This is a genomic window from Microbulbifer elongatus, from assembly GCF_020524885.1.
Taxonomy (GTDB): domain Bacteria; phylum Pseudomonadota; class Gammaproteobacteria; order Pseudomonadales; family Cellvibrionaceae; genus Microbulbifer; species Microbulbifer elongatus_A.
Genome location: NZ_JAIVKJ010000004.1, coordinates 172,038 through 191,981, shown reverse-complemented (window position 1 = coordinate 191,981; position 19,944 = coordinate 172,038). Strand labels below are relative to the sequence as shown.

Genomic DNA, 19,944 nt, shown 5'->3' with positions numbered 1-19,944 from the left:
AGGGTTAGAAGTCGACAGTCAGGCCAAACTGCACTGCGGGGCCATAGGCTTCGACGTTGTAAAGGATGCGACCGCCGGAATCGGCGTTACCGGCAAAGTACTGCTGGTCAGCATTGTCGGAAAGGTTGACCGCATCGAAGTAGGCTCGTACACCATCCGCAACGCGGTAGGTCGCTTTCACGTCAAAGGTCAGCGAGTCATCCTGGTACATATCCGCCCACACGCGGCAGTTGCCGGCGTAACCCAACTCCAGGTCCGCAGCCTTGTCCGCCTCGGTACAGGCTCCGATACGCTTCAGGATTTCACTGGTGTAGTTGGCAATAAAGCGGATGGAGAAATCATCGTTCTCCCAACCAACCGTGATATTCGCAGCGGTGTCCGCGGTTTCCGGCAGCTGAATGGAATCCGCACGCACCGAGTCACCTACGTTGCCGTCACTGCTCTGCAGGGTCAGGTTGGATTGCACAAAGATATTATCGAGGTAGCGACCGATATTGTGCTCTTCCCACTGACCGTCAAAGTAGTGGCTGAAGCTGAGCTCCATACCGTAGACCTTGGCGGATTCACCGTTGAGGTAGGTGTTTACGTTCGTCAGCTCCAGATCCGCCGGGATAGTAAACAGGTCTACTTGATCGATCGGCAGCGCGAACGGGGTATCCGCAATATTCATGCGGATGCCGTTGGCGTCGACAATAAAGTCGGTGATGTCTTTATAGAAAAGCGCGCCTTCGAGGAAGGTGCTCTCACCGTAGTAGCTCAGTGACAGGTCCAGGTTGGTGGCGCGCATCGGATCCAGCGCCGGGTTACCAATACGCACGGTATTGTCACCGGACATCTCGAAGAACTCTTTCTGATACTCGACATCTCCACGGGCAGAACCAATATCATTCGGGTCCTCGTTACACTGACCTACGAACTCGGAGTCCGGGTCGGTGTTACAGAACACCACGCGGTCGGTAACTTCGAAAAATGCGCGGCTCTTACCGAAATCCGGACGGGAGAAGCTGGTCCAGATGGATGCGCGGCCGAGGAGGTTGTCACTCAGTTCATGGCGGTAATGCAGTGCTGGCAAAAACACACCGTAGTCATTACCGGTTTTCTCCAGCGGCAGCGCGATATCCAGAGAGGTCAGTCCCTCACTGTCTTCATTGCGGTCGTTGCGTAACGCCAGATAACCAGTGGAAGTGAAATCCGTATACGCGTAGCGCGCGCCGGCAATCAGGGTCGCTTCCGGCAACACCTGCATCTCTGCCATCATGTAGGCCGCTGCGGTATCTTCGGTCAGCTCGTAGTCAAGTTTGGTAGAGTCCAGCTCTTTCTGCTCGACGTCGTAGTTATCACCAATCGCGCGAGTCGCGTTGATCAGCCGCTCCGCTTCGGCGCGGGTGATTACCGCATTATCGAAGGCGGGATTGTCCGGAATATAGGTGGCGAAATCACCCAGGCGCGAACCGGCCAGAGCGATACACTCAAAATCATCGCCACAACCGGCCACAGCACGATCATTTGGCACGATGCTCGAGCGGTTCTTGTCATTGCTGCGCTCGCGCTGATTGACCTTTACACCCGCCTTAACGTAGTTCACTAGGCCGGCGTCCCAGTCGTGCCGCAGGTTCAGAGAGAACTGGTCCACCGCGTCTTCACGGATGGAATCTTCCAGGAACAGGTTGTCATAGTTCAGGTTCGGCTGGACAGCGCTGCCGTACTGGTAACCACCATTCGGGTTGGAAATCGCACCGCTGGAAATTTTGCCGGTCGAGATCAGTTCATCAAGCTGCGGACCGGAAACCAGCTGACCGTTCAATGAATAGTCGCTGTAGCTGCCGATCGCGTTCAACTCGCGCAGACGGAACTGTACGCGGCGGCCGTCAGGCTTCGAGTTTTCACTGCGCGAGGAGACTACTTCGTAATCTACTTCCCAGCCGTCACCAAAGCGATTCTCACCACCGAGCGCGATGGTGTTGGTCTCTACCTCAGACTCCTGAATAAAGAACTGCTGTTGCAGATCGACGCTGCTACCGCCGAATACCTGTGCATCTCTGTCAATAAACTGCAGGTCTTCGTCGCCGTTCTCCCAGTTGAAGCGGTAATACTCCCGCAGAGCAATATCGTTATCCGAGTAGCTGGTGTGATTCAACTTCACGTGGTAGCGGCTGTTGTCGTTTGGCTGGTACTCGACATTCAGCAGACCGGCGATACGTTCACGCTCGGCGTTTTCTTCATAGGTGGTGAACTCCCAAGGGATAATCATTTGTTCACCACCCAGCTCTACATACTGCGGCAAGGTGGAGCTGTGGTGTCGAGTCTGTGCGCCCTGGGTATTACGCTTTTCCCAAGAACCGGTGTAGGCGACACCAACGGTGTCATTGAGGAACAGATTGGTACCCTGCAGAGTAACCTTGGGCGAATTCTCTTCCGCCTGCTCCTGATAGTAGTTCTGCACGCGCAGCTTGTAGGTTTCTTTACCGCGATCCAGTGCCGACAGCGTCTTCACGTTAATGGAACCACCGATCGCATCCAGCTCCATATCTGGCGTCAGTGATTTGTTCACCTCGATCGATTGCAGTACATCGGATGGCAGGCTATCCAGGGAAAACGCGCGGTCTTCGAGGGTCTCGTCGGTACCGCCACCAGCATTTGCCATGGCACCGCCATCCATGCGCACGCTTACCATGCCCGCACCCAGGCCGCGCAGGTTTACAAACTTGCCTTCGCCCTCGCTCTTTTGCAGGGTTATACCCGGCATACGCTGCAGCAATTCGGCTACGTTCTGGTCGGAGAAGTTACCGGCATCATCCTGGGTAACAATGGAGCTGAAGTTATCCTTGCCCCGCTCCGCGGCGCGTGCATTGACGTCGGCGCTACGCACACCTTCTACATAGACTTCTTCCAGAGAGGCGCCGGAAGCTTCCTCTTGCTGTTCCTGCTCCACTTCCTGGGCTACCAGGCTAGCGGATGTAGCCATGGCGATTGCCATAGCGAGAATCTGTTTTTTATAAGTCATTTTGACTCTCCCATCGGTTTTTCCGTGCCCCGTTCCGTTGGGGCCGCTTCGATGTTTTTTTGATGGCCGCCGGCTCTGGATTTCAACCGGCGTCATCTCTGCGTATTAACGAAAGACAATTACTGATAAGTGATCTTGAAGTCGTCAATCACTACGGGCATACCCTCCGTGCCGCTGTCACAGCGAACCTGCAGGAATGAGTTGGCTGTGCCCAAGTCACTTTCGATGGTGACGGTTCCCGTGGGTTGATCGCCGTCAGCCAGCTGGGACGCAAACTTCTCAATCAGCTTGGAGTCACCACCGTGCATGGATTTGCTGGAGCTGGAAGTGTTGTTGTCAACGTAGACCTGACACTTGCCCGATTCCACAGAAGTATTCGGGTTTTCGACGACTTCGAAGGAAATAACATAGGGCTTGCTGAGGTCCAGGTCGCCGCGACCAGCAGTGTCAGTATCCGCGGTATCGGTGCCGTGCATCGCATCACCGATGGAGAAACGCGCGTTGTTCAACGCTAGAGTGCCACCGGCAACCGTGATACGGGAGCTACCACTGGTTACGTTGAACATCGGCTTGGTCGCATCGCCGGACTGGCCGCGGTAATCCGCAGTGAAGAAGTTGGTGTCTTCTGTTTCCGAGTCTTCCACCAGACCAATGCCATTGAAGTTTTCCTCAAAGGCAGAACTCGCGTCTGCGCCTGCATATACGCCCAGTTCACCGATATCTGCCGGCAGCTCACCGACTAGCTGCTCCGCAGTCAAGCCAGCGGCAGTGGCGTTGTCGGTCCATACCAGCCAGTCCACGTCTGCATAGAATGGGCTGCTAGAACCCTCACCAATGCGCATCCGGCTACCGGAAGAGCCACCATCGCGGCCATTACCGGTAAAGCTGCCGACTTCGACACCATCGCGATAAACCTTGGCGGTGATGTATTCATTTCCGGCGGTAGCGGGGTCATTGACGGTGAAGCTGACCTGATAGATGTGATAGCCATCGGTCATATCCATATCCACTTCCGCGGTGCTGTCGTCGGAGAGGAATTTGTCCAGCTGGATCTTGTTGCCGTCCGGGCGCAGGATCGTCTTGATCCGGGCCGGACCTCGCGCATCTACACCGCCGTCACCCAGATGCGTCTCGATCTCAAAACCGCGCACACTATCCAGCGTGGTGGCAAATGAAGTATCGATGCGCGCAATAAAGGTGAAGTGCTTGGGATAAGTCGCCGCGTCGCCGGCGATTACGCCATCCAGATCACCCACTGGTTTGGTATTCTCGTCACCATCACGAGTATCCAGATTCATGACGCCGAGGGGGCTCACTTCGAACCACGGCAATTCTTCTTCAGAAAACGCGAAATTGCTTGCCTCGCTACCATTAATTACGACAGCGCCAAGGTCACCGGGATGTGAACAGCCGTCGTACACGTTCCACTGGATCATGTTGGTTGCAGACGGGTCCACCGATGTGGTCGGTACGCAGTTGTCACCAACCGGTGCTACGGGAGTCGCCGTGGTGGCTTCACTCCATGCGCCAGCGCCAACGTTGTTCACCGCGCGCACCCAAACACTGTACTCGCTGCCATTTTCCAACTCGGTCAGGGTAGTGCTCGTCTCGGTCAGCCCTTCTACAACATCGGCAGCGTTCACGTCTGTGCCAGTGCTGTAGGCCACGTCATAGGAAGTGGCGCCGATGGAAGAGGTCCAGCTGACGGCGACCTGTGCATCACTCGCAAACAGGCTCGGCGCTTCCGGCGCCTCCGGCGCAGTAGCCGGCTGGAATACATTACACGCAGGCAGCTCGGACTGGCCATCGTCTTCCTGGCGCTCTACCAGCAGGTCATCAAAGATTACGGAACTGCCGCCTTCGACGCGGAACTGCAGGAAGGAGCTGGTGCTGCCGACCTGTGCCTGGCGAACGTCTTTTACCTCGCCACCCTGTTCATAGGTGATATCGCCCGGTACGTTGATCTGTACACGCTTGCCCGGGATCAGGTCACCGGCGGGGATATTGAAGATACGCGAGCCAGTGCCGCCGCCACCCCAGGTGGAGTTGGCTTCGCCGGAGGTGTTGTTGTCCACATACACCTGCATGTTGCGGGTACCGGAAGCGTCTTTCACACAGAAAGAGATACGGTACGGTTCGCTCAGATCCAGCTCACCCCAGGTGGTCACGTCGTCGGAGGTGGTGGTGTCCTTCTTCGGGTCCGCGTCGTCGATATCCGGGCGGGTCTGACCGACACTGAAACGGCCGGTATTCAATAACATCGCCGGGTTGCCGCTGTCGCTCACAATACCCATTTGATCCAGTGAAACCTCGACGCCGTCGGCCGGGTTATCGTTCAGGAAGAAACAGCAGGTGGGGTAGTAAAAAGACGGCCAAGCATCGGCGGCATTGCTCGCATCCAGCGCTTTGTAGTCCTGACTGAAGAAAAACTGGGTATCTGCCTCGTCAAAGTTGACGAACAGGTCGTCTCCAAAGTTCTCAGAAAGAATTGGGCCTTCGGCGCCGCCGCCCGATGAACCACCGCTGGAGGAACCACCGCTGGAAGAACCGCCAGATGAACTGCTGGACGACTGCGGGGGAGGAGTGACAACCACGTCCCCCTCGTTGTTCTCATTGGCACCACCGCCGCCACAGGCGGTCAGTGTCCCCATAATGCACAGCGCGAGTGCGGACTTTGCCCAAGGTAAAGGTTTCATGCTCACCCCTTCTCTCATTGTCGATCGTTATTTTTATGAGCCTGGATACGTCTCCTGGATGTCGCACATTGCGTGCTCGGTAACCATCCAGGCCCAGTCTTAATACTTATTGGTTTGGCAATGAAACCAGATTGGTTAGGCATATACAACCATTTGTACCAATTGGTAATAAAGATATTGATGACTCGGGTCAGACAGGCGGGTTTTTGTCTTTTTTCGCACAATTACTGGGCAAGAAAGGCGAAACCTGTAGCTTAACTACAGATAAATCGACGGCAGAGCATAAAAAAGCACCGCGTTAAGCGGTGCTTTTATGAACAAAAGCGGCCAGACCACTGCTGAAAAGTGCTGACCAGAGTGCGCTTTCAGGGGGTGTATTCAATCAGAATGTCATCTACTGCAACGGTAGCGCTACTCTCGGTTCGCAGGGTCACAAATGAATTCGCGCTGGCGGTCAGGCCGGGAGCCGTATAAGTCTGCCCTTCGACCAGATCACTGAGCAGCACCTGGTGGAACTTTGAGGCGCTCCCCCAGATGGAGTTGCCACTGGACGCCGTGTTGTTATCCACATACAGCTGAAAGTATTTGCTGGTATCACCGCTCACGCCGACCACCTTAAAGGTGATCTGCCAGGGCATACTCAAGTCAAACACGCCGGTATTACCGTCGCCGCTGGTGGTGCTGACAGTTGGTGTCGTGTTGCCGATAGATACCCGGCTGCCCGTCAGGCTCAGTGCCCCACTCTGGATCTCTGCAGTTCCGGTTACCCGGTGGTATATGGGAGTGCCTTCACCCGACGCGCCACTGAGGTCACGGTAGCTATTGCTAAAGAAGGTCGCGGTATCGGTGGCAAAGTTTTCTGCATACGGCAGCGCCACATCTTCAATGGTGGGTTCTTCTTCCACCGGCAACTCATCTTCCGGTGTCACCGGCTCGGGAATTTCCAGGCCGGACTGATCCAGCTTGCCGCGGCCAGCATTGGCAATCACGTAATCCTTGAGACCATCGGTCGAGTCCAGTGTGTACTCGTATGGCACACTGTAGGTCGAGGTGGACTCACCATCTTGCGCGGTAATATCTGTGCCGCTGCCACTGCTCCAGGTCACACCGGTTCCGAACAGGTTGCCGCTCAGGTTCCAGTAACCGATCACATCGGAATAGAACGACACCACCGGGTTCTGGGTATTTTCGAACACATTATTTTCGATCAGCATCTCGGCACCGGCGCGAGAGTTGATCGCCGTCGAGCGGATGTTGTTGTAGTAGTTGTTGTACACATGCCCTTTACCGTGACGGTAAAGGGGAACTCGGCTTTCCAGGTTTTCGAATCGGTTGTGGTGGAAAGTCACCAGGCGGTCGGTATCCGGATTGCTGTCATTTTCCGTGTGTCCGTGCAGAGTGGTCTTCCAGGCATCGTGCAAATAGTTGTACGACAGGGTGATATAGCGCGCGCCGCTTTTGGAATCGATCAGGCCATCGTAATAATCCTTGCCAACGTCGAGGGAGTTGTACAACTCGCAGTGGTCAATCCAGATATGACTGGTAGTGGAGCCATCGTCGTCACCTTCGATACTGATATTGTCCCTCTCCTGCCCGGGCCAGGCTTCATGGAACAGCAGGTTCTGCACGATAATGTTGTTGGCACGGCGGATGGATAGACCGATGCCATCAAATTCGCCATTTTCTCCAACACCGATCAGCGACACATTGTCCATGTCCTTGATCTGGATATCGGTGCCGGTACCGGTGTTGAAGTCGGTGATGGTGCCATCGATATAGATGGTGACTGGCTGACTGGTGTCCTTGGCTTCATCCAGTTTTTCCTGCAGGTCGGCACCGTTGTTGACCGTGTAAACCAGGCCGCCGGCACCACCGGTGAGGTTGTACTGGTAACCCGCAAATCCGCCATCCGGACTTGCGCCCGATGAACCGGAGCCCGAGCTGCTGGACGAGCCGGAAGATGAACTGCTTGACGAGCCACTTGAAGAGCCACTTGAAGAGCTACTGGAAGAGCTACTTGAAGAACCGGAGGACGATCCGGAAGACGAGCTGGATGACGAGCTGCTGGAACTACCGGACGAACTGCCGGAAGAACCCGAGGAACTGCCACCGTCGCTGCCACCACCCCCACAGGCGGTAAGGCTGGCACAGAGCACCAAAGCCAGTAATGAACGCAATGATTGTTGCATAAATCACATCCTGAATATGGACCCCGCGTTATACGCGGGGCACTGATTAAAAGGATTAATTCCGGTGTTTCTTATTGTGTGAGCTGGATATCTTCAAAAGTGAAAGCCTGGTCGTCGTTATAGGGCGCAGCGAAGAGGCCCACTTTCAGTGAGTCGGGCAAACCGGTGAAGCTATCGGCACCCAGCTCGATATAGCTGGCACCGCCATCCGTAGAAACGGAGGCGTAATACGCTTGGCCTTGGCGCTCCAGCTTGAGGTAGAGACTGTCACCGACAGTGACCGCGCTTCCGCTGGATTTGCCCCAGCCTCCAGCGGCCTCCTTGATGTGGCCATATTGAGTGACCCAATCGGCACCGGACATATGCACACCTACGTGGGCCAGCGGTGAAGTGGTGCCCGAAGTCACGTCGCATTCACACATCATCAAACCCACCGGAAACTGATTGGCCGCATAGTTGCTACCGGCACTTTTCAGTTTTGCGGTCAGTACAAAATCGCCTTCCACCTGCTGGGATACCAGGTAGAAAGACTGCGCCATGGTTTCGAATTTGCCGTCACTGGCAGCGAAGCTGACGCTGTTGTCAGACTGTTCGCTGATGCTGCCGGTGGCCACGGTCGCGGAAGACTGGCTGCTGTCGCCAACCAGAAGGCCGTTACCGCTCCAGGTTTCACTGGGACCAGCGGCAAGGACACAGCCGTCGTCACTGGTATCTTCTGGATAGGGATCCCAACCTTCGCCGCTGTTCCAGCTGGCAAAAATCTGTGCGCGGGAACAGAAGCGTGTGGCGACGTCCTCCTCGCTGAGCTGGTAACAGCTGCCGGTACCCCCACAGCGCTGACTCATATCCAGCGGACTGCCGGCAAGATCGGTGCTGCCATATTCGCGCCATCCGGCGTCCGCTGTAGCGACAACCGGGTTGGGCGCGGGCTGGCCATTGACGCCTTCGGTGGCCCAGCCGGCCGCGGCTACATGGGAGTCCATGCCGGTATTGATAAAGGTGACATTGTCGTAGTCACCGCTGTTGCCACCACTGCGGGCCAGATAGGTGGTACCCGTTTCAATGGTGACTCCAGTGGGACCTGCCGCACTGGTGAGCTTCGAGTTCAGGAATACAAAACCGGGGGCGGTTTCACTGGGGGTACGCGCCTGCAGTACATAACCGCCGCTGCTGGTCGCCTCCGTGCTTTTGGAATCACCCAGGGAGCGGATTTCCGAATCCTCAAACACCGTGGCGGTGCTGTAGCCCCAGATAAAGTCCACGTTACCGGCCACCAAGGTGTTGTAGAACCAGTTGTATCCCTTCAGTAACAGTGTGTCCTGCTCGGATATAAAGCCCGCGTTGCGCGCAATCAGACGCCCACCACTGTTGAAGTAAATGGTCTCAGCCTGATCACCACCACCGGTGCGCCGGTGGGTATTCTCGATGGTGAGATCTTCGATGGTGAGCATGTCACCGCCCTTCACCAGAAACAGGCCGCGGCCTTCGGTACCACCATTCAATGCCTCGTAATTGGCGTAGTGAATACGGGTCTGGTCTGCGCCGGCCCCCTTGATGGTGAGATTATTCTTGCCAGAGAGAAACAGCAGTTCACGATAGTCACCAGCCGCGATCGTAATGCTCGAAGTATCATCCACGCCGACGTTTTCCATCACATGGTTGAGTGCGCCCTGTACAGTGCGGAAATCCGCGGCGCCGTCGTCATCGACAGTGACGTCCGCGCCCATGGGCAACGCTGCGCGGGTGGTGAATGTCCAGCCCGCGTCTTTACCGATACCGACAAAATCACTGCCGTTCAGCTTGGCGCCCTGCACCAGGTCGGTGCTGATAGCGACGAAGTATTCCACACCGGCTTCCAACACATCGGTGTGCGGTGCAATAGTCAGGGTATTGCCATCGATTTGGAACGGCGTGGTGTTCAGGATACGGGGCTGCGCCTGGCCGCTGTAACCAAGCACATCCATTTCACCCCCCGCACGAATCGCGTCCACTTCGGTGTTGTCATCGGCGCGGAAAATACGCACGGAACCGACAGTGGTATTCAAGGTGGGGACGTTATCGAAGGTAATACTCAGGCGTGTGTCTTCATACTCGCCAGTAGCACCGGGCAGCGGCGTAACCAGGGCGCTGATGTCACCATAGGTAGCGGTGGGCATGGCAAATGCCTTCGCAATTTCCACACTGATAGTGCGCTGCAAGCTGCTGTCAGAACCGCTGATAAAGGTGATGTCTGCACTGCCCTCTGCAAGGGGAATCACCTTGACCTGGTTATCGACGACCTCCACGGAAGCTACCGCACTATCGCTGGATACCACATCAAAGCTATCTGCGGTGACGCCATCGCTTTGCACTGCGGTGACATTGATCTCCAGTGCTGGATCACCGGCAGTAGCGGTCCAAGTGGGCTCCGCATAATCGATGGTCAGCTGCACCGGTTTTACAGACGGATCGCCGACTTTTACGTAGTCCACTTCAAAGGACCGGTTATAAGTAAAAAAGCCAATGCGGCCGGCGGTGGTGTACTTGTTTTCGGTGTCTGAATAGGTACCCAGTTCTTCGCCATCCAAATATACGGTCACGTCGCTGCCAACCATGTCATAGCGCACGGTATACCAACTGCCGTCGGTGCCACCCTGTTCGCCCAGTAACAGCGGCTTTTTCGCCTGCACTTCGCGGTTCACGGCACTACCATCAGCGTAGCCCGCCTCTACCTGGGTGGACTCGCTGCTGTTCTGCATATTCAGTCCGCCGAAGTACCACTGCAGCGGCCCCTGGTAGCGGCCTACGCTGTACAGGTATTTGTTGCCGGTGTTGCCGTTGGCGCGTGGTCGGATGCGGTATTCCACAAAGTAGTCCGCGGGCACACTGCCGAATGCCGCTTGCTTCACCAGAATCAATTCGCCTTCACTCAGGTTTTCACCGCGGGTACCGGCAGTAAAGCGGAGGGACTTGCTCTCGCCCTCGTCGAGAATATCGAACACACCGGGATCACTGAGACCGTAGCCGTCAATCAGGGCATCCCAGGTACTGGCGAATTCGCCATCTTCAAAGTCGTCACAAAAGTACAAGCCTGTTTCTGGACAGGTAAAGACGATGGGCTCTGGTTCTGGTTCGGGCTCCGGCTCCGGCTCCGGCTCGGGCTCTGGTTCGGGCTCCGGTTCAGGCTCTGGTTCGGCAACGACGATGTTATTCAATTCAGCCAGTTCCTTCTTTTCGCCGTCGTCACTACAGCCAGCCAACAGGCTGCCGAGTAGCGCGGCCATGGACGTGGCCAACAGGGTGCTTGGTACTCTCATAGAATACTCCTGAGTTGCGATTTTATTGTTATTACCCGGCGGTGTTCCTACCTCCGGTACTCTTCCACTGCCCTGCCGCCTGAAACTCCCCCTTTAGAGATACGGCAAGACAAATGAACCTCATGAAAATTTCTTTTCTGCACAAAAAAAACCATCCGCCCTAAAGCGGATGGGTTGCGACTTAATGCCAAATCACTCCAATTGGCGTATTCACTGGCAGCTGGCGCCGCCAAGGCCAATCACGTAGTTCTGGTCATAGCCCAGCGGTGAGTTAAATGGAATTTCTCCACCATTACCCGCCGTAGCGATCACGTAGTCCGCCAATGCCTGACCGGCAGGGCGACGCTCGCTCGCAATCACATCGCGTGAGTACTGTGAGTAGTTCAGCGAGAGGTCGGCCACGGAGCCGGAGCTGTCGGTAATGGTGTAATCCATCGAAGAGTCCAGATTACAGGCGCCATCGGACAACCAGACGAGACTGCCGTCGCTGCGGAAATTGCCATCGGCTACATCGCGGGCCAACTGCGATCCGCGCTCTACCAGCCATGCATTAATGTCATCCTTTTCCTGATGAATCGCATTGATCATGAAGGTGTTGTCTTCCCACAAGACCGTTGCGCCGACGCGAACACTCAGTACGTCTTTGCGATAGTTCATAAAGAAGTTATCGAACATATGCGACGTACCGCGACGGATGAGCGGTATACGACGCAGGGTATTACCCAGGGAGTCGTAATGATCGTCCGTGGTGACAAATGCATTGTGGTGCATTGTGGTAGTGATCTGCTCGTTGATGGTTCGACTGTCACTGGAACCGTGCAGTGCAGCGCGCTTCACATTGATCAACTTATTGAACGAAATAGTGATGTCGTAGGCACCCACCTTCACATCAAACGCTGCGTCACCAGTAGTGTCGAAGGTATTTTTGTGAATCCAGATATCGTGAGACGCACCGGTGTTGCGGATCATGTCCGGATCCAGGCCGTGGTCTTCGGTGTGGCCAGCACCACGGAAGTCCAGGTGGGTTAGGATCACGCTCTCGGCAGTCTGTGTCGGCTGACCGCTACTGTCTGCACCAATGGCAAAACCATTGAAGCGGAAGTAACCGTTGCTCAGTCGACCATCCAGGGTTTTGTGGGAGCCAATCTTGGTATTTCGAATCGGCAGGGCGCTATCGTTCAGACGGTTGTTGAAGAACTCCACCTGACAGGCATCACCCGAGTAGCCGTTATCGGCGCACCACTGGCGGTAGTCGATACACTGGGCTTCTGTGCCTCCAATCGCCGCCTGCACGGTACTGTCTGCGCAGTGGTTGCGGTGCATGGAGATCTCCGTTTCGCTCGCGAAATCGAACTTGTCGAACACAATCCAGTTGTGGCTATCACCGGTTACCGCATCCAGAAGCTGCTGCTCGACGCTGCGACCTTGCGGGTCATTCTTAGTGATCACCGTCAGCTGGCTGTTACCGTTCGGGTCGTAACCACCCATGGCGTTTTCACCGTAGCCGACCGCACGGCCAAGGGTGACCGATAGACACTCGACAATTTCCTGATCCGTGGTCAGCTCCGCAGAGTCACGCCAGTTAACGTTTGGATCGGTAGCCAGAATGTAACAGGCATTGCTCACTTCCGGAGACGGGAAGGCTCCCCCGGAAGAAGAGGTACCACCGCTTGAAGAAGAGCTCGAACTGCTGGTACCGCCAGAGGAGGATGAGCTGCTGGTACCACCGGAGGAAGAGCTGCTGCTGGAACTGCTGGTGCCACCAGAAGAACTGGAGCTACTCGAAGAGCTACCGCCGGAAGAGGAACCGCTTCCACCGGCGCAATCCCCCGCCACCGGAGCCGCACCAGTAACAGACAGGCTGTCGATGTTCGCGAGGCCGCTGCTGCCGGTAGCTTCCAGGCGAATCTCGTTATACCCGGCGTTCAGCCACACAGTTATGGCACCGCTGTCGGCATAGTTACCCCAGGCTCCGGTACCGCCCATGCTGACGCTGGTCTGGGTACCGGTGTTCACCAGCACGTTTGCCGGGCGATCACTGCCACCGTTGGCGTAGCGCCACTGCAAGGTGTAATTGCCGGCGCTCGGCACAACCACGGACCAGTCAACACCCATGCCGCTGTCATTGTCGGTATTGGCGTAGCCGCTGCCGGTATAACCGCTGTGTTCCGATTCAAGCGCACCATCCACGGAACAGAAACCCGCTTCGCTCTCCTGCAACACCAGAGTAATCGGCGCTGTGTTGATGACGGCATCATCACCATTGGAGTTGTAAACGACCAGATCCTGATCGGTGATTTTTACCCAGTAGTAGTAGGTACCATCCGCCAGACCTGTGTCGGTATAACTGTTGCCGAGAACACTGCTGGCAATTCGCAAACGACCGCTGGGATCAGGATCTGTATCGCGATAAATCTCCTGGGTGCGCACATCGATGTTGCTTACATTCCAGTTCAGGTTTGCATTGCTTCCGTTTACGGAAACACTCAGGGTGACACTGCCCGCGCCGGAAGATGAGGAGCCGCCCGAGGACGAAGAACTGGAGGAGGACGAGGAACTGCCACCGGAAGAAGAACCACTGCCGGTCGCATTGTAGATTTCGAACTCAGCAATCTGCGGATCACTGCTGGCACTATCAATCATCAGATTGATCTTGCTCATGCTCACGTCACCGAGGTAAACCTGCAGCGCGGAACCGATACCATTACCCGAGGCGAGCTCTGCACCGTTATCATTGTTGACCAGCCGCCACGCCTGCGCATTGTTGCCGATTTCACGAATGATGACGGTGTTGAAATTGTCACCGAAGTTCTTCGCAGAAATGCGCTCGCCACTTGTGGAACTCGGTTGCCAGTAGCTGGCCAGGTCACCATCCACCGCATTACCGTAGCTGGAACCGCCGCCCTTACTGGACCCATCGGCATCACCGCTTAGCGCCAGGTTGGGACCCAGCTCACCGCCGCCTGAACCACTGCCGCCCGAGCTGCTTGAGGATGAACTCGAAGAAGAACTGGAAGAAGAGCTGCTCGAGGAACTTCCACCTGACGAGCTGGAGCTACTGCCACCGGAGGAACTGGAGCTACTGGAAGAGCCTCCGGAGCAGCTGGCATCTGCCACCTGCATGCCGGTGTTGGCGCCGGCAGTGGCTGCGACAATCTGGGGGACCAGGTTAGCGTCACACAGTTGATAGCTGTAGGGAATACTGATGGAGGTGGTGGACACCGGATTGGGTCCGGCGGGATGGTTGTCGTCGCTATCTGCAGTCCAGGTAATGTTGGACCAGATGTTGCCACTTACCTCCCAGTAGCCCATGTCATCGGTATAGAAAGTGCCGAGCGGATCCTGCGAGTTCTCGAAGTAGTTGTTCTCGGCTTTCATTTCCCCGCCGATACGCGGGTTCATACCGGATTTGGTGATACCCGTGTAATGGTTATTGAACGCGTGCGCGGTTGCATGGCGCAACAGCGGTGTACGGGAATCGATATTTTCATACAGGTTGTGGTGGAAAGTGACCGGACCATTATTGCTGTCGCTGTCACTGGAACCCACAAGACCACCGCGGCCGGAGTTGCGAAGAATACTGTAGGAAAGGGTTACGTACTTGGTCTCCGCTTTCATGTCGAAGAGCGCATCGTAGCCCTCACTCTCTCCACCGGAAGCCTCCAGAGTGAGGTGGTCCGCCCACACGTTGTAGACGTTGCTCTCCATACCAATGGCATCGCCACCGTTGGAAGTCGGTGAACCGGACTTTTTCACATTCCGCACGTGCAGGTTCTGCAAAATAATGTTGGACGCACTGCGCAGATGGATTCCCAGCTCATCGAACAGCGCACCGCTGCCGACCCCGATGATGGAAACGTTGCTGACGTCCTTGATTTCGATCTTGTCTTCGGCGGTATTACAGCTGTCACCGGATACCTTGGTGGTATTGCCGTGGTTGATGGTGCCTTCGACGTGAATGATGATCGGCGTATCACTGGAGGCGCGATTACACAGCGCCGCGTGTATTTCGGTACCGGTAGTGGCATACACCACATTGCCGCCGGCACCGCCGGTGGTACCGCCGTTTTGGGTGGCAAACCCCGTGGCCTGTGCGGAGACTTCCGCGGCCGCGAAGCAGCCCAGCAATGCACTTAGCATCGCTGCTCTCTTCAGCTTGATTTGCATGTGACCTTCCGTTTTTATTTTTGGCTTCGATCAAGACGATCGGTCACGGAGCAGGACCCGAGGAACAGCTTGCAGGGAGGTACGGACCAATCATCATCGCTGTGGGCGGCAGATACTGCGGGGTCCGCCCGATATTTGGCCAAACTGGCCTGTAAAGCCAACACTCTATATTTTTATTAATTGGCAATACCAAATATCGAACCGAAGGTTAACCACCTTGTGCGCACGTGTAAAGCCTGTTTCACGTCGTGTTAAGCCAATTCCACTGAAATGTGGGTTCGCGCCAATGCATGGCGTGGCAATGGCCGCCAATTGCCCTTAAAAGACACGCAAAAAAAAGCCGGGCTAAAAAGCCCGGCAATGCCATCCTGATGATGATGCGAGGAAATCAGTGAAAGGTATTCAATACAACTGGCGCGCTTTAATTCTTTTGAATAATTAGGGAAGCGCCCACGGATAGTTACTCAATCAAGCCCAGCGCGCGCGGCAGAAACTCGCTGATTGCCGGCACCAGGGTGACCAGCGCCAGCACCACAAACATCATGAGGTACATGGGCAACAGCGGGCGAATCAACGCCGTGATTGATGTTTTGGAAATACTGGCCCCCACGAACAACACACTGCCCACGGGCGGCGTGCACAGGCCGATACACAGGTTCAGGATCATCACGATACCGAACTGGAGGGGCGACATCCCCAGCTCCACCACGACCGGCAGGAAGATCGGGGTAAAGATCAGCACTGCCGGGGTCATGTCCATAAAGGCACCCACCGCCAGCAGAATCAGGTTGATGGTGAGCAGGATCAGCAGCGGGTTGTCGCTCAGGGTGATCAGCGCCTGACTGATGGTCTGCGGAATATTCTGGTAAGACATGATCCAGGACATCGCGGAAGACGCGGCTATCAGGAACATCACAATCGCCGTGGTCTCGACCGACTTGGTCAGCAGCGCCGGCAATTGATTCAGCTTCACTTCCTTGTACACCACACAGGACAGCAGCAGTGAGTAGAGCACCGCAATCGCACTGGCCTCGGTGGCGGTGAAGAAGCCGCTGATGATGCCGCCGATCACGATAAAGATCAGGAACAGGCTGGGTACGGCATCGATGGTTTTTTCGAAGGCTTCCTTCAGGGTGGGTTTCTCACCCACCGGGTAGCCTTTGGCTTTTGCCCACAGCCCGCACACCATCATCAGACCCAGCGCCAGCAGCAGGCCCGGCAGGTAACCGGCAATAAACAGTGCAGCGATGGATACGCCACCGGAGGCCAGGGAGAATACGATGAGAATATTGCTCGGCGGAATCAACAGACCGGTGGTGGAGGAAGCCACGGTAACCGCGGTGTTGAAGTTCTTGTCGTAACCCGCCTTGGTCATGGACGGAATCATAAAGCCGCCGATGGCCGAGGTGGCGGCTACCGCAGAACCGGAAATGGAACCGAACAGGGTACAGCTGATGATATTCACGAACGCCAGGCCGCCGGGGAGCATACCGACTAACACCTTGGCGAAGTCGATAATGCGTCGGGCGATACCGCCGCTGCCCATCAACATACCGGAGAAGATAAAGAACGGTATCGCGAGCAGCGCAAAGCTGTCGATACCGCTGGCCATACGCTGAGCCATGGTGATCATGGCCGGGTCAAAATCAATGGTGCACAGCATGGTGAGCACGGTGGCGGCACCAATACTGACGGAAATGGGAACATTCAGGGCGAGAAGGATCAGAAAACTGACCAGCAATACCAGAACTGCAACTTCCACGATGTTTCTCCTCGCTTAGGCTTCGACGGCAGCTTCGGGCTGCTTTTGTTTTTCTTTCTGCACCGGGGCGCCCTGCACTTCTGCGTCGTCGCTATACGGGTGCACGTCCGAATCAAACTCGGTGGGCAGCTCTTCTTTCGCGTTCACCAGTTCAATCAGATGGTCGATGGAGAAGAGACAGATCAGCAGACCGGATATCGGCAACACGCTGTACACATAACCCATAGGCAGGTTCAGTGCCGCGGAAGTCTGCTCCAACTCAAACGTGAGCAGCATCAGCTTGGCACCGCCGTAAACCATGGCAGAGGCGGCAAAGGCGAAGCACACCAGCACCACGAAAATCTGCAGCGCACGGCGCTTAGCGCCGTGCAGGGCGTTGCTCAGCAGGTCGATTCCCAGGTGAGACCGTTTGCGGTAGGCGTAGGCACCGCCGAGCAGCCCGATCCAAACCAGCAGGTAGCGCGCCACCTCTTCGGTGTAGGAGCTTGGCTGCATGGGCAGGAAGCGGGTAAGGATCTGCCAGGTCACGTCCAGCACCATCAGTGCCAGCAGCGCACCCAGCACAAGGCCCAGGGCCTTTTCAATTTTCTGCATCATCTTTGCCTTCCACTGTTATTTTTCTAGTGGGCTTTTATTCTGAACAATTAGTTAATGGCTTTGATCTGGTCCAGCAGCTCACCGACTTCGGTGCCCTGGTAGCTGTCGTGCAGCGGCTTCACCGCATCGATAAATGGCTGCTTGTCCGGGTAGATCACTTCCACACCGGCCGCCTTGACTGCGGCCAGGGACTCCTCGGTGGACTCCTGCCACAAGGTGCGCTGGTAGGCCACCGCCTCATCGACCGCCTGGTTCAGCCAGGCCTGCTGTTGCGGCTCCAGCTTGTTCCAAACCTCGGTGCTGATCAGCAGCAGGTCCGGTACATAGGTGTGCTCGTCCAGGGTGTAGTACTTGGACACTTCGTAGTGTTTGGAGAGGTAGAAACTCGGCGGGTTGTTCTCGGCACCGTTGACCACGCCCTGCTGCAGCGCGGTGTACAGCTCACCCCAGCTTACCGGCGTCGCGGCGCCGCCGAGGGTATTCACCATCTTGATCGCGGTCTGGCTGTTCTGCACGCGGATCTTCTGGCCGTTCAGGTCTGCCGGGCTATGCACTGCAATGTCGTTCATGTAGAAGCTGCGGCTGCCGGCATCCAGATAGCCCAGGCCGCGCAGGCGGGCGCGCTCGCAGGCCACCAGCAGCTGTTTGCCGATGGGGCTCTGCAGTACATTCCAGAAGTGTTCGGAATCGCGGAATACGTAGGGAAGATTGAACACCTTCATCTCCGGCACGAAGCCCTCCATGGGGCTGGCGGAGACTTTGGTCATGGCCAGGCTGCCGATCTGCAGCAGTTCAATCAATTCGCGCTCGCTGCCCAGCTGGCCACCGGAATAGATATCGATGCGCATGGAATCACCGGACAGTTCCCGCAGCCGCTCATCCATAAACACCATGGCGCGGTGTACGGAGTGCTGCTGATCCAGGGTATGCGCGAGCTTCAAGGCAACCTGGTCTTCCTGGAAACCACAGCTGGCGAGAAATAGCGTAGCGCCAGCCAAGGCCGCAGTGCGGAACTGCCGCCAAAATCTTCTCATTATCATCATTGTGACCTGCGATTTATTTCTTATCGGGTACAGGTTTTCTGATTTGCCGCTTCAACGAGCACGATCACCCGGCGGCAGACCAGATTGGTCATACCATCGTAACAACTTGCGCACTGCCTGTGCAATCTTGAATTTGCTGGGCCGTCATATAGTCAGCGCGCGGAATGATCGCGCCGCGGTGGCCGATCACCCGGGCGGCGCAGCGGTTGCCGGCAGCGATTGACTGCTCCGGGCTTGCGCCTTGCAGGCGTGCCGCCAAGTAACCGGCATTGAACGAGTCCCCGGCGCCGGTGGTGTCCACCACACTGCTGACCGGCGGCACATCGATGGCGGTAAGCGCCCCGTCGACCTGCAGCAACACAGGCTCGGCACCGCGCTTGATCACCAGCTCCGTTACGCCGAAGCCGGAATTGCGCTTCACGCAGCTCCCCGGGCGCTTGTCACCCCACAGGGCCTGCTCGTCTTCGAAGGTCAGCAACGCCATGTCTGCCTGCTGCAGGAACTGCGCAACCACTTCCCGCGCGGCATCCGCGGACGCCCACAGGCGCGGGCGATAGTTGCTGTCGAAGGCAACCCAACCGCCCTGGGCGCGATACGCCGCCAGGAAGGCCAGCAGCTCGGCGCGAGCTTCGGCACTCATGATGGCAAGGGTGATACCGGACAGGTACAGGCAGTCCATCTGCAACAGATGATTTTTGAGCGCCTCGCGCCGCGTGGGGTCGGCAAACAGCTCCCGCGCAGGGGCCTCGCCGCGCCAGTAGGTAAAGTAGCGCTCACCATCGGGGGTGTTCTGGATCATGTAGAGGCCGGGACAGCGGCCGGGCAGGCGGGCGATGGCCGAGGTATCAATGCCCTCGGCAGCAAGGCGTGTGAGCACTTCCTCACTGTACGGGTCATCGCCGAGTAGCGTTACGTAGCTCACACTGACGCCACCGCGGGCGATGTACACCGCGGTGTTATAGGTATCGCCAGCGTACGATTGCGCCAGCAGCGGCCTGCCGCCATCGGCCTGTCCCTGAACCGACGCCTGCGGCGCCAGTTCCACCATTACTTCTCCCAGTGCTGCCAGTTTCACGGCGCCCACCTCTGTTGTATTTATCATCGATAGCCCTGTAATTACAAATGAAAGGCCTTACCAATATTTCATAAAGGTATAACCAATCATACTCTATAAGGCAATCGAAACGAAC

Annotated in this window: 9 protein-coding genes; all 9 read right to left on the bottom strand. The window is 56.4% G+C overall.

Features of this window, described 5'->3' with window-relative positions:
- Positions 1-4: 4 nt before the first annotated feature.
- Positions 5-3,004: a TonB-dependent receptor gene (locus tag LC059_RS15230; protein ID WP_226704724.1), complete on the bottom strand. Its 3,000-nt coding sequence runs from the start codon at positions 3,002-3,004 to the stop codon at positions 5-7.
- 119 nt (positions 3,005-3,123) lie between these two features.
- Positions 3,124-5,700 carry a fibronectin type III domain-containing protein gene (locus LC059_RS15225; protein ID WP_226704723.1) on the bottom strand — a complete coding sequence of 859 codons (2,577 nt, stop codon included), beginning with the start codon at positions 5,698-5,700 and terminating at the stop codon, positions 3,124-3,126.
- A 365-nt stretch (positions 5,701-6,065) separates the two neighbouring features.
- Entirely contained in the window at positions 6,066-7,889 is a 1,824-nt protein-coding gene (locus LC059_RS15220) for a polysaccharide lyase family 1 protein (protein WP_226704722.1), read from the bottom strand.
- A 71-nt stretch (positions 7,890-7,960) separates the two neighbouring features.
- Positions 7,961-11,185: a pectinesterase family protein gene (locus tag LC059_RS15215; RefSeq protein WP_226704721.1), complete on the bottom strand. Its 3,225-nt coding sequence runs from the start codon at positions 11,183-11,185 to the stop codon at positions 7,961-7,963.
- Between the two features lie 210 nt (positions 11,186-11,395).
- On the bottom strand, positions 11,396-15,352 hold the full coding sequence (locus tag LC059_RS15210) for a CBM35 domain-containing protein (RefSeq protein WP_226704720.1): 3,957 nt from the start codon (positions 15,350-15,352) through the stop codon (positions 11,396-11,398).
- Positions 15,353-15,812: 460 nt separating this feature from the next.
- The gene (locus tag LC059_RS15205; RefSeq protein WP_226704719.1) at positions 15,813-17,114 is read right to left on the bottom strand and encodes a TRAP transporter large permease; all 1,302 of its coding nucleotides are present in this window, start codon (positions 17,112-17,114) and stop codon (positions 15,813-15,815) included.
- A 15-nt stretch (positions 17,115-17,129) separates the two neighbouring features.
- Positions 17,130-17,711: a TRAP transporter small permease gene (locus LC059_RS15200; RefSeq protein WP_319005117.1), complete on the bottom strand. Its 582-nt coding sequence runs from the start codon at positions 17,709-17,711 to the stop codon at positions 17,130-17,132.
- 47 nt (positions 17,712-17,758) lie between these two features.
- Positions 17,759-18,745: a TRAP transporter substrate-binding protein gene (locus tag LC059_RS15195; RefSeq protein ID WP_226704718.1), complete on the bottom strand. Its 987-nt coding sequence runs from the start codon at positions 18,743-18,745 to the stop codon at positions 17,759-17,761.
- Positions 18,746-18,842: 97 nt separating this feature from the next.
- Positions 18,843-19,856: a sugar kinase gene (locus tag LC059_RS15190; RefSeq protein WP_226704717.1), complete on the bottom strand. Its 1,014-nt coding sequence runs from the start codon at positions 19,854-19,856 to the stop codon at positions 18,843-18,845.
- Positions 19,857-19,944 lie beyond the last annotated feature (88 nt).

What these genes read in the sequence shown, in the direction of transcription:
- LC059_RS15230 (WP_226704724.1), bottom strand. Translation starts at nt 3,004, where the DNA reads ATGACTTATAAAAAACAGATTCTCGCTATGGCAATCGCCATGGCTACA.
- LC059_RS15225 (WP_226704723.1), bottom strand. Translation starts at nt 5,700, where the DNA reads ATGAAACCTTTACCTTGGGCAAAGTCCGCACTCGCGCTGTGCATTATG.
- LC059_RS15220 (WP_226704722.1), bottom strand. Translation starts at nt 7,889, where the DNA reads ATGCAACAATCATTGCGTTCATTACTGGCTTTGGTGCTCTGTGCCAGC.
- LC059_RS15215 (WP_226704721.1), bottom strand. Translation starts at nt 11,185, where the DNA reads ATGAGAGTACCAAGCACCCTGTTGGCCACGTCCATGGCCGCGCTACTC.
- LC059_RS15210 (WP_226704720.1), bottom strand. Translation starts at nt 15,352, where the DNA reads ATGCAAATCAAGCTGAAGAGAGCAGCGATGCTAAGTGCATTGCTGGGC.
- LC059_RS15200 (WP_319005117.1), bottom strand. Translation starts at nt 17,711, where the DNA reads ATGATGCAGAAAATTGAAAAGGCCCTGGGCCTTGTGCTGGGTGCGCTG.
- LC059_RS15195 (WP_226704718.1), bottom strand. Translation starts at nt 18,745, where the DNA reads ATGAGAAGATTTTGGCGGCAGTTCCGCACTGCGGCCTTGGCTGGCGCT.
- LC059_RS15190 (WP_226704717.1), bottom strand. Translation starts at nt 19,856, where the DNA reads ATGATAAATACAACAGAGGTGGGCGCCGTGAAACTGGCAGCACTGGGA.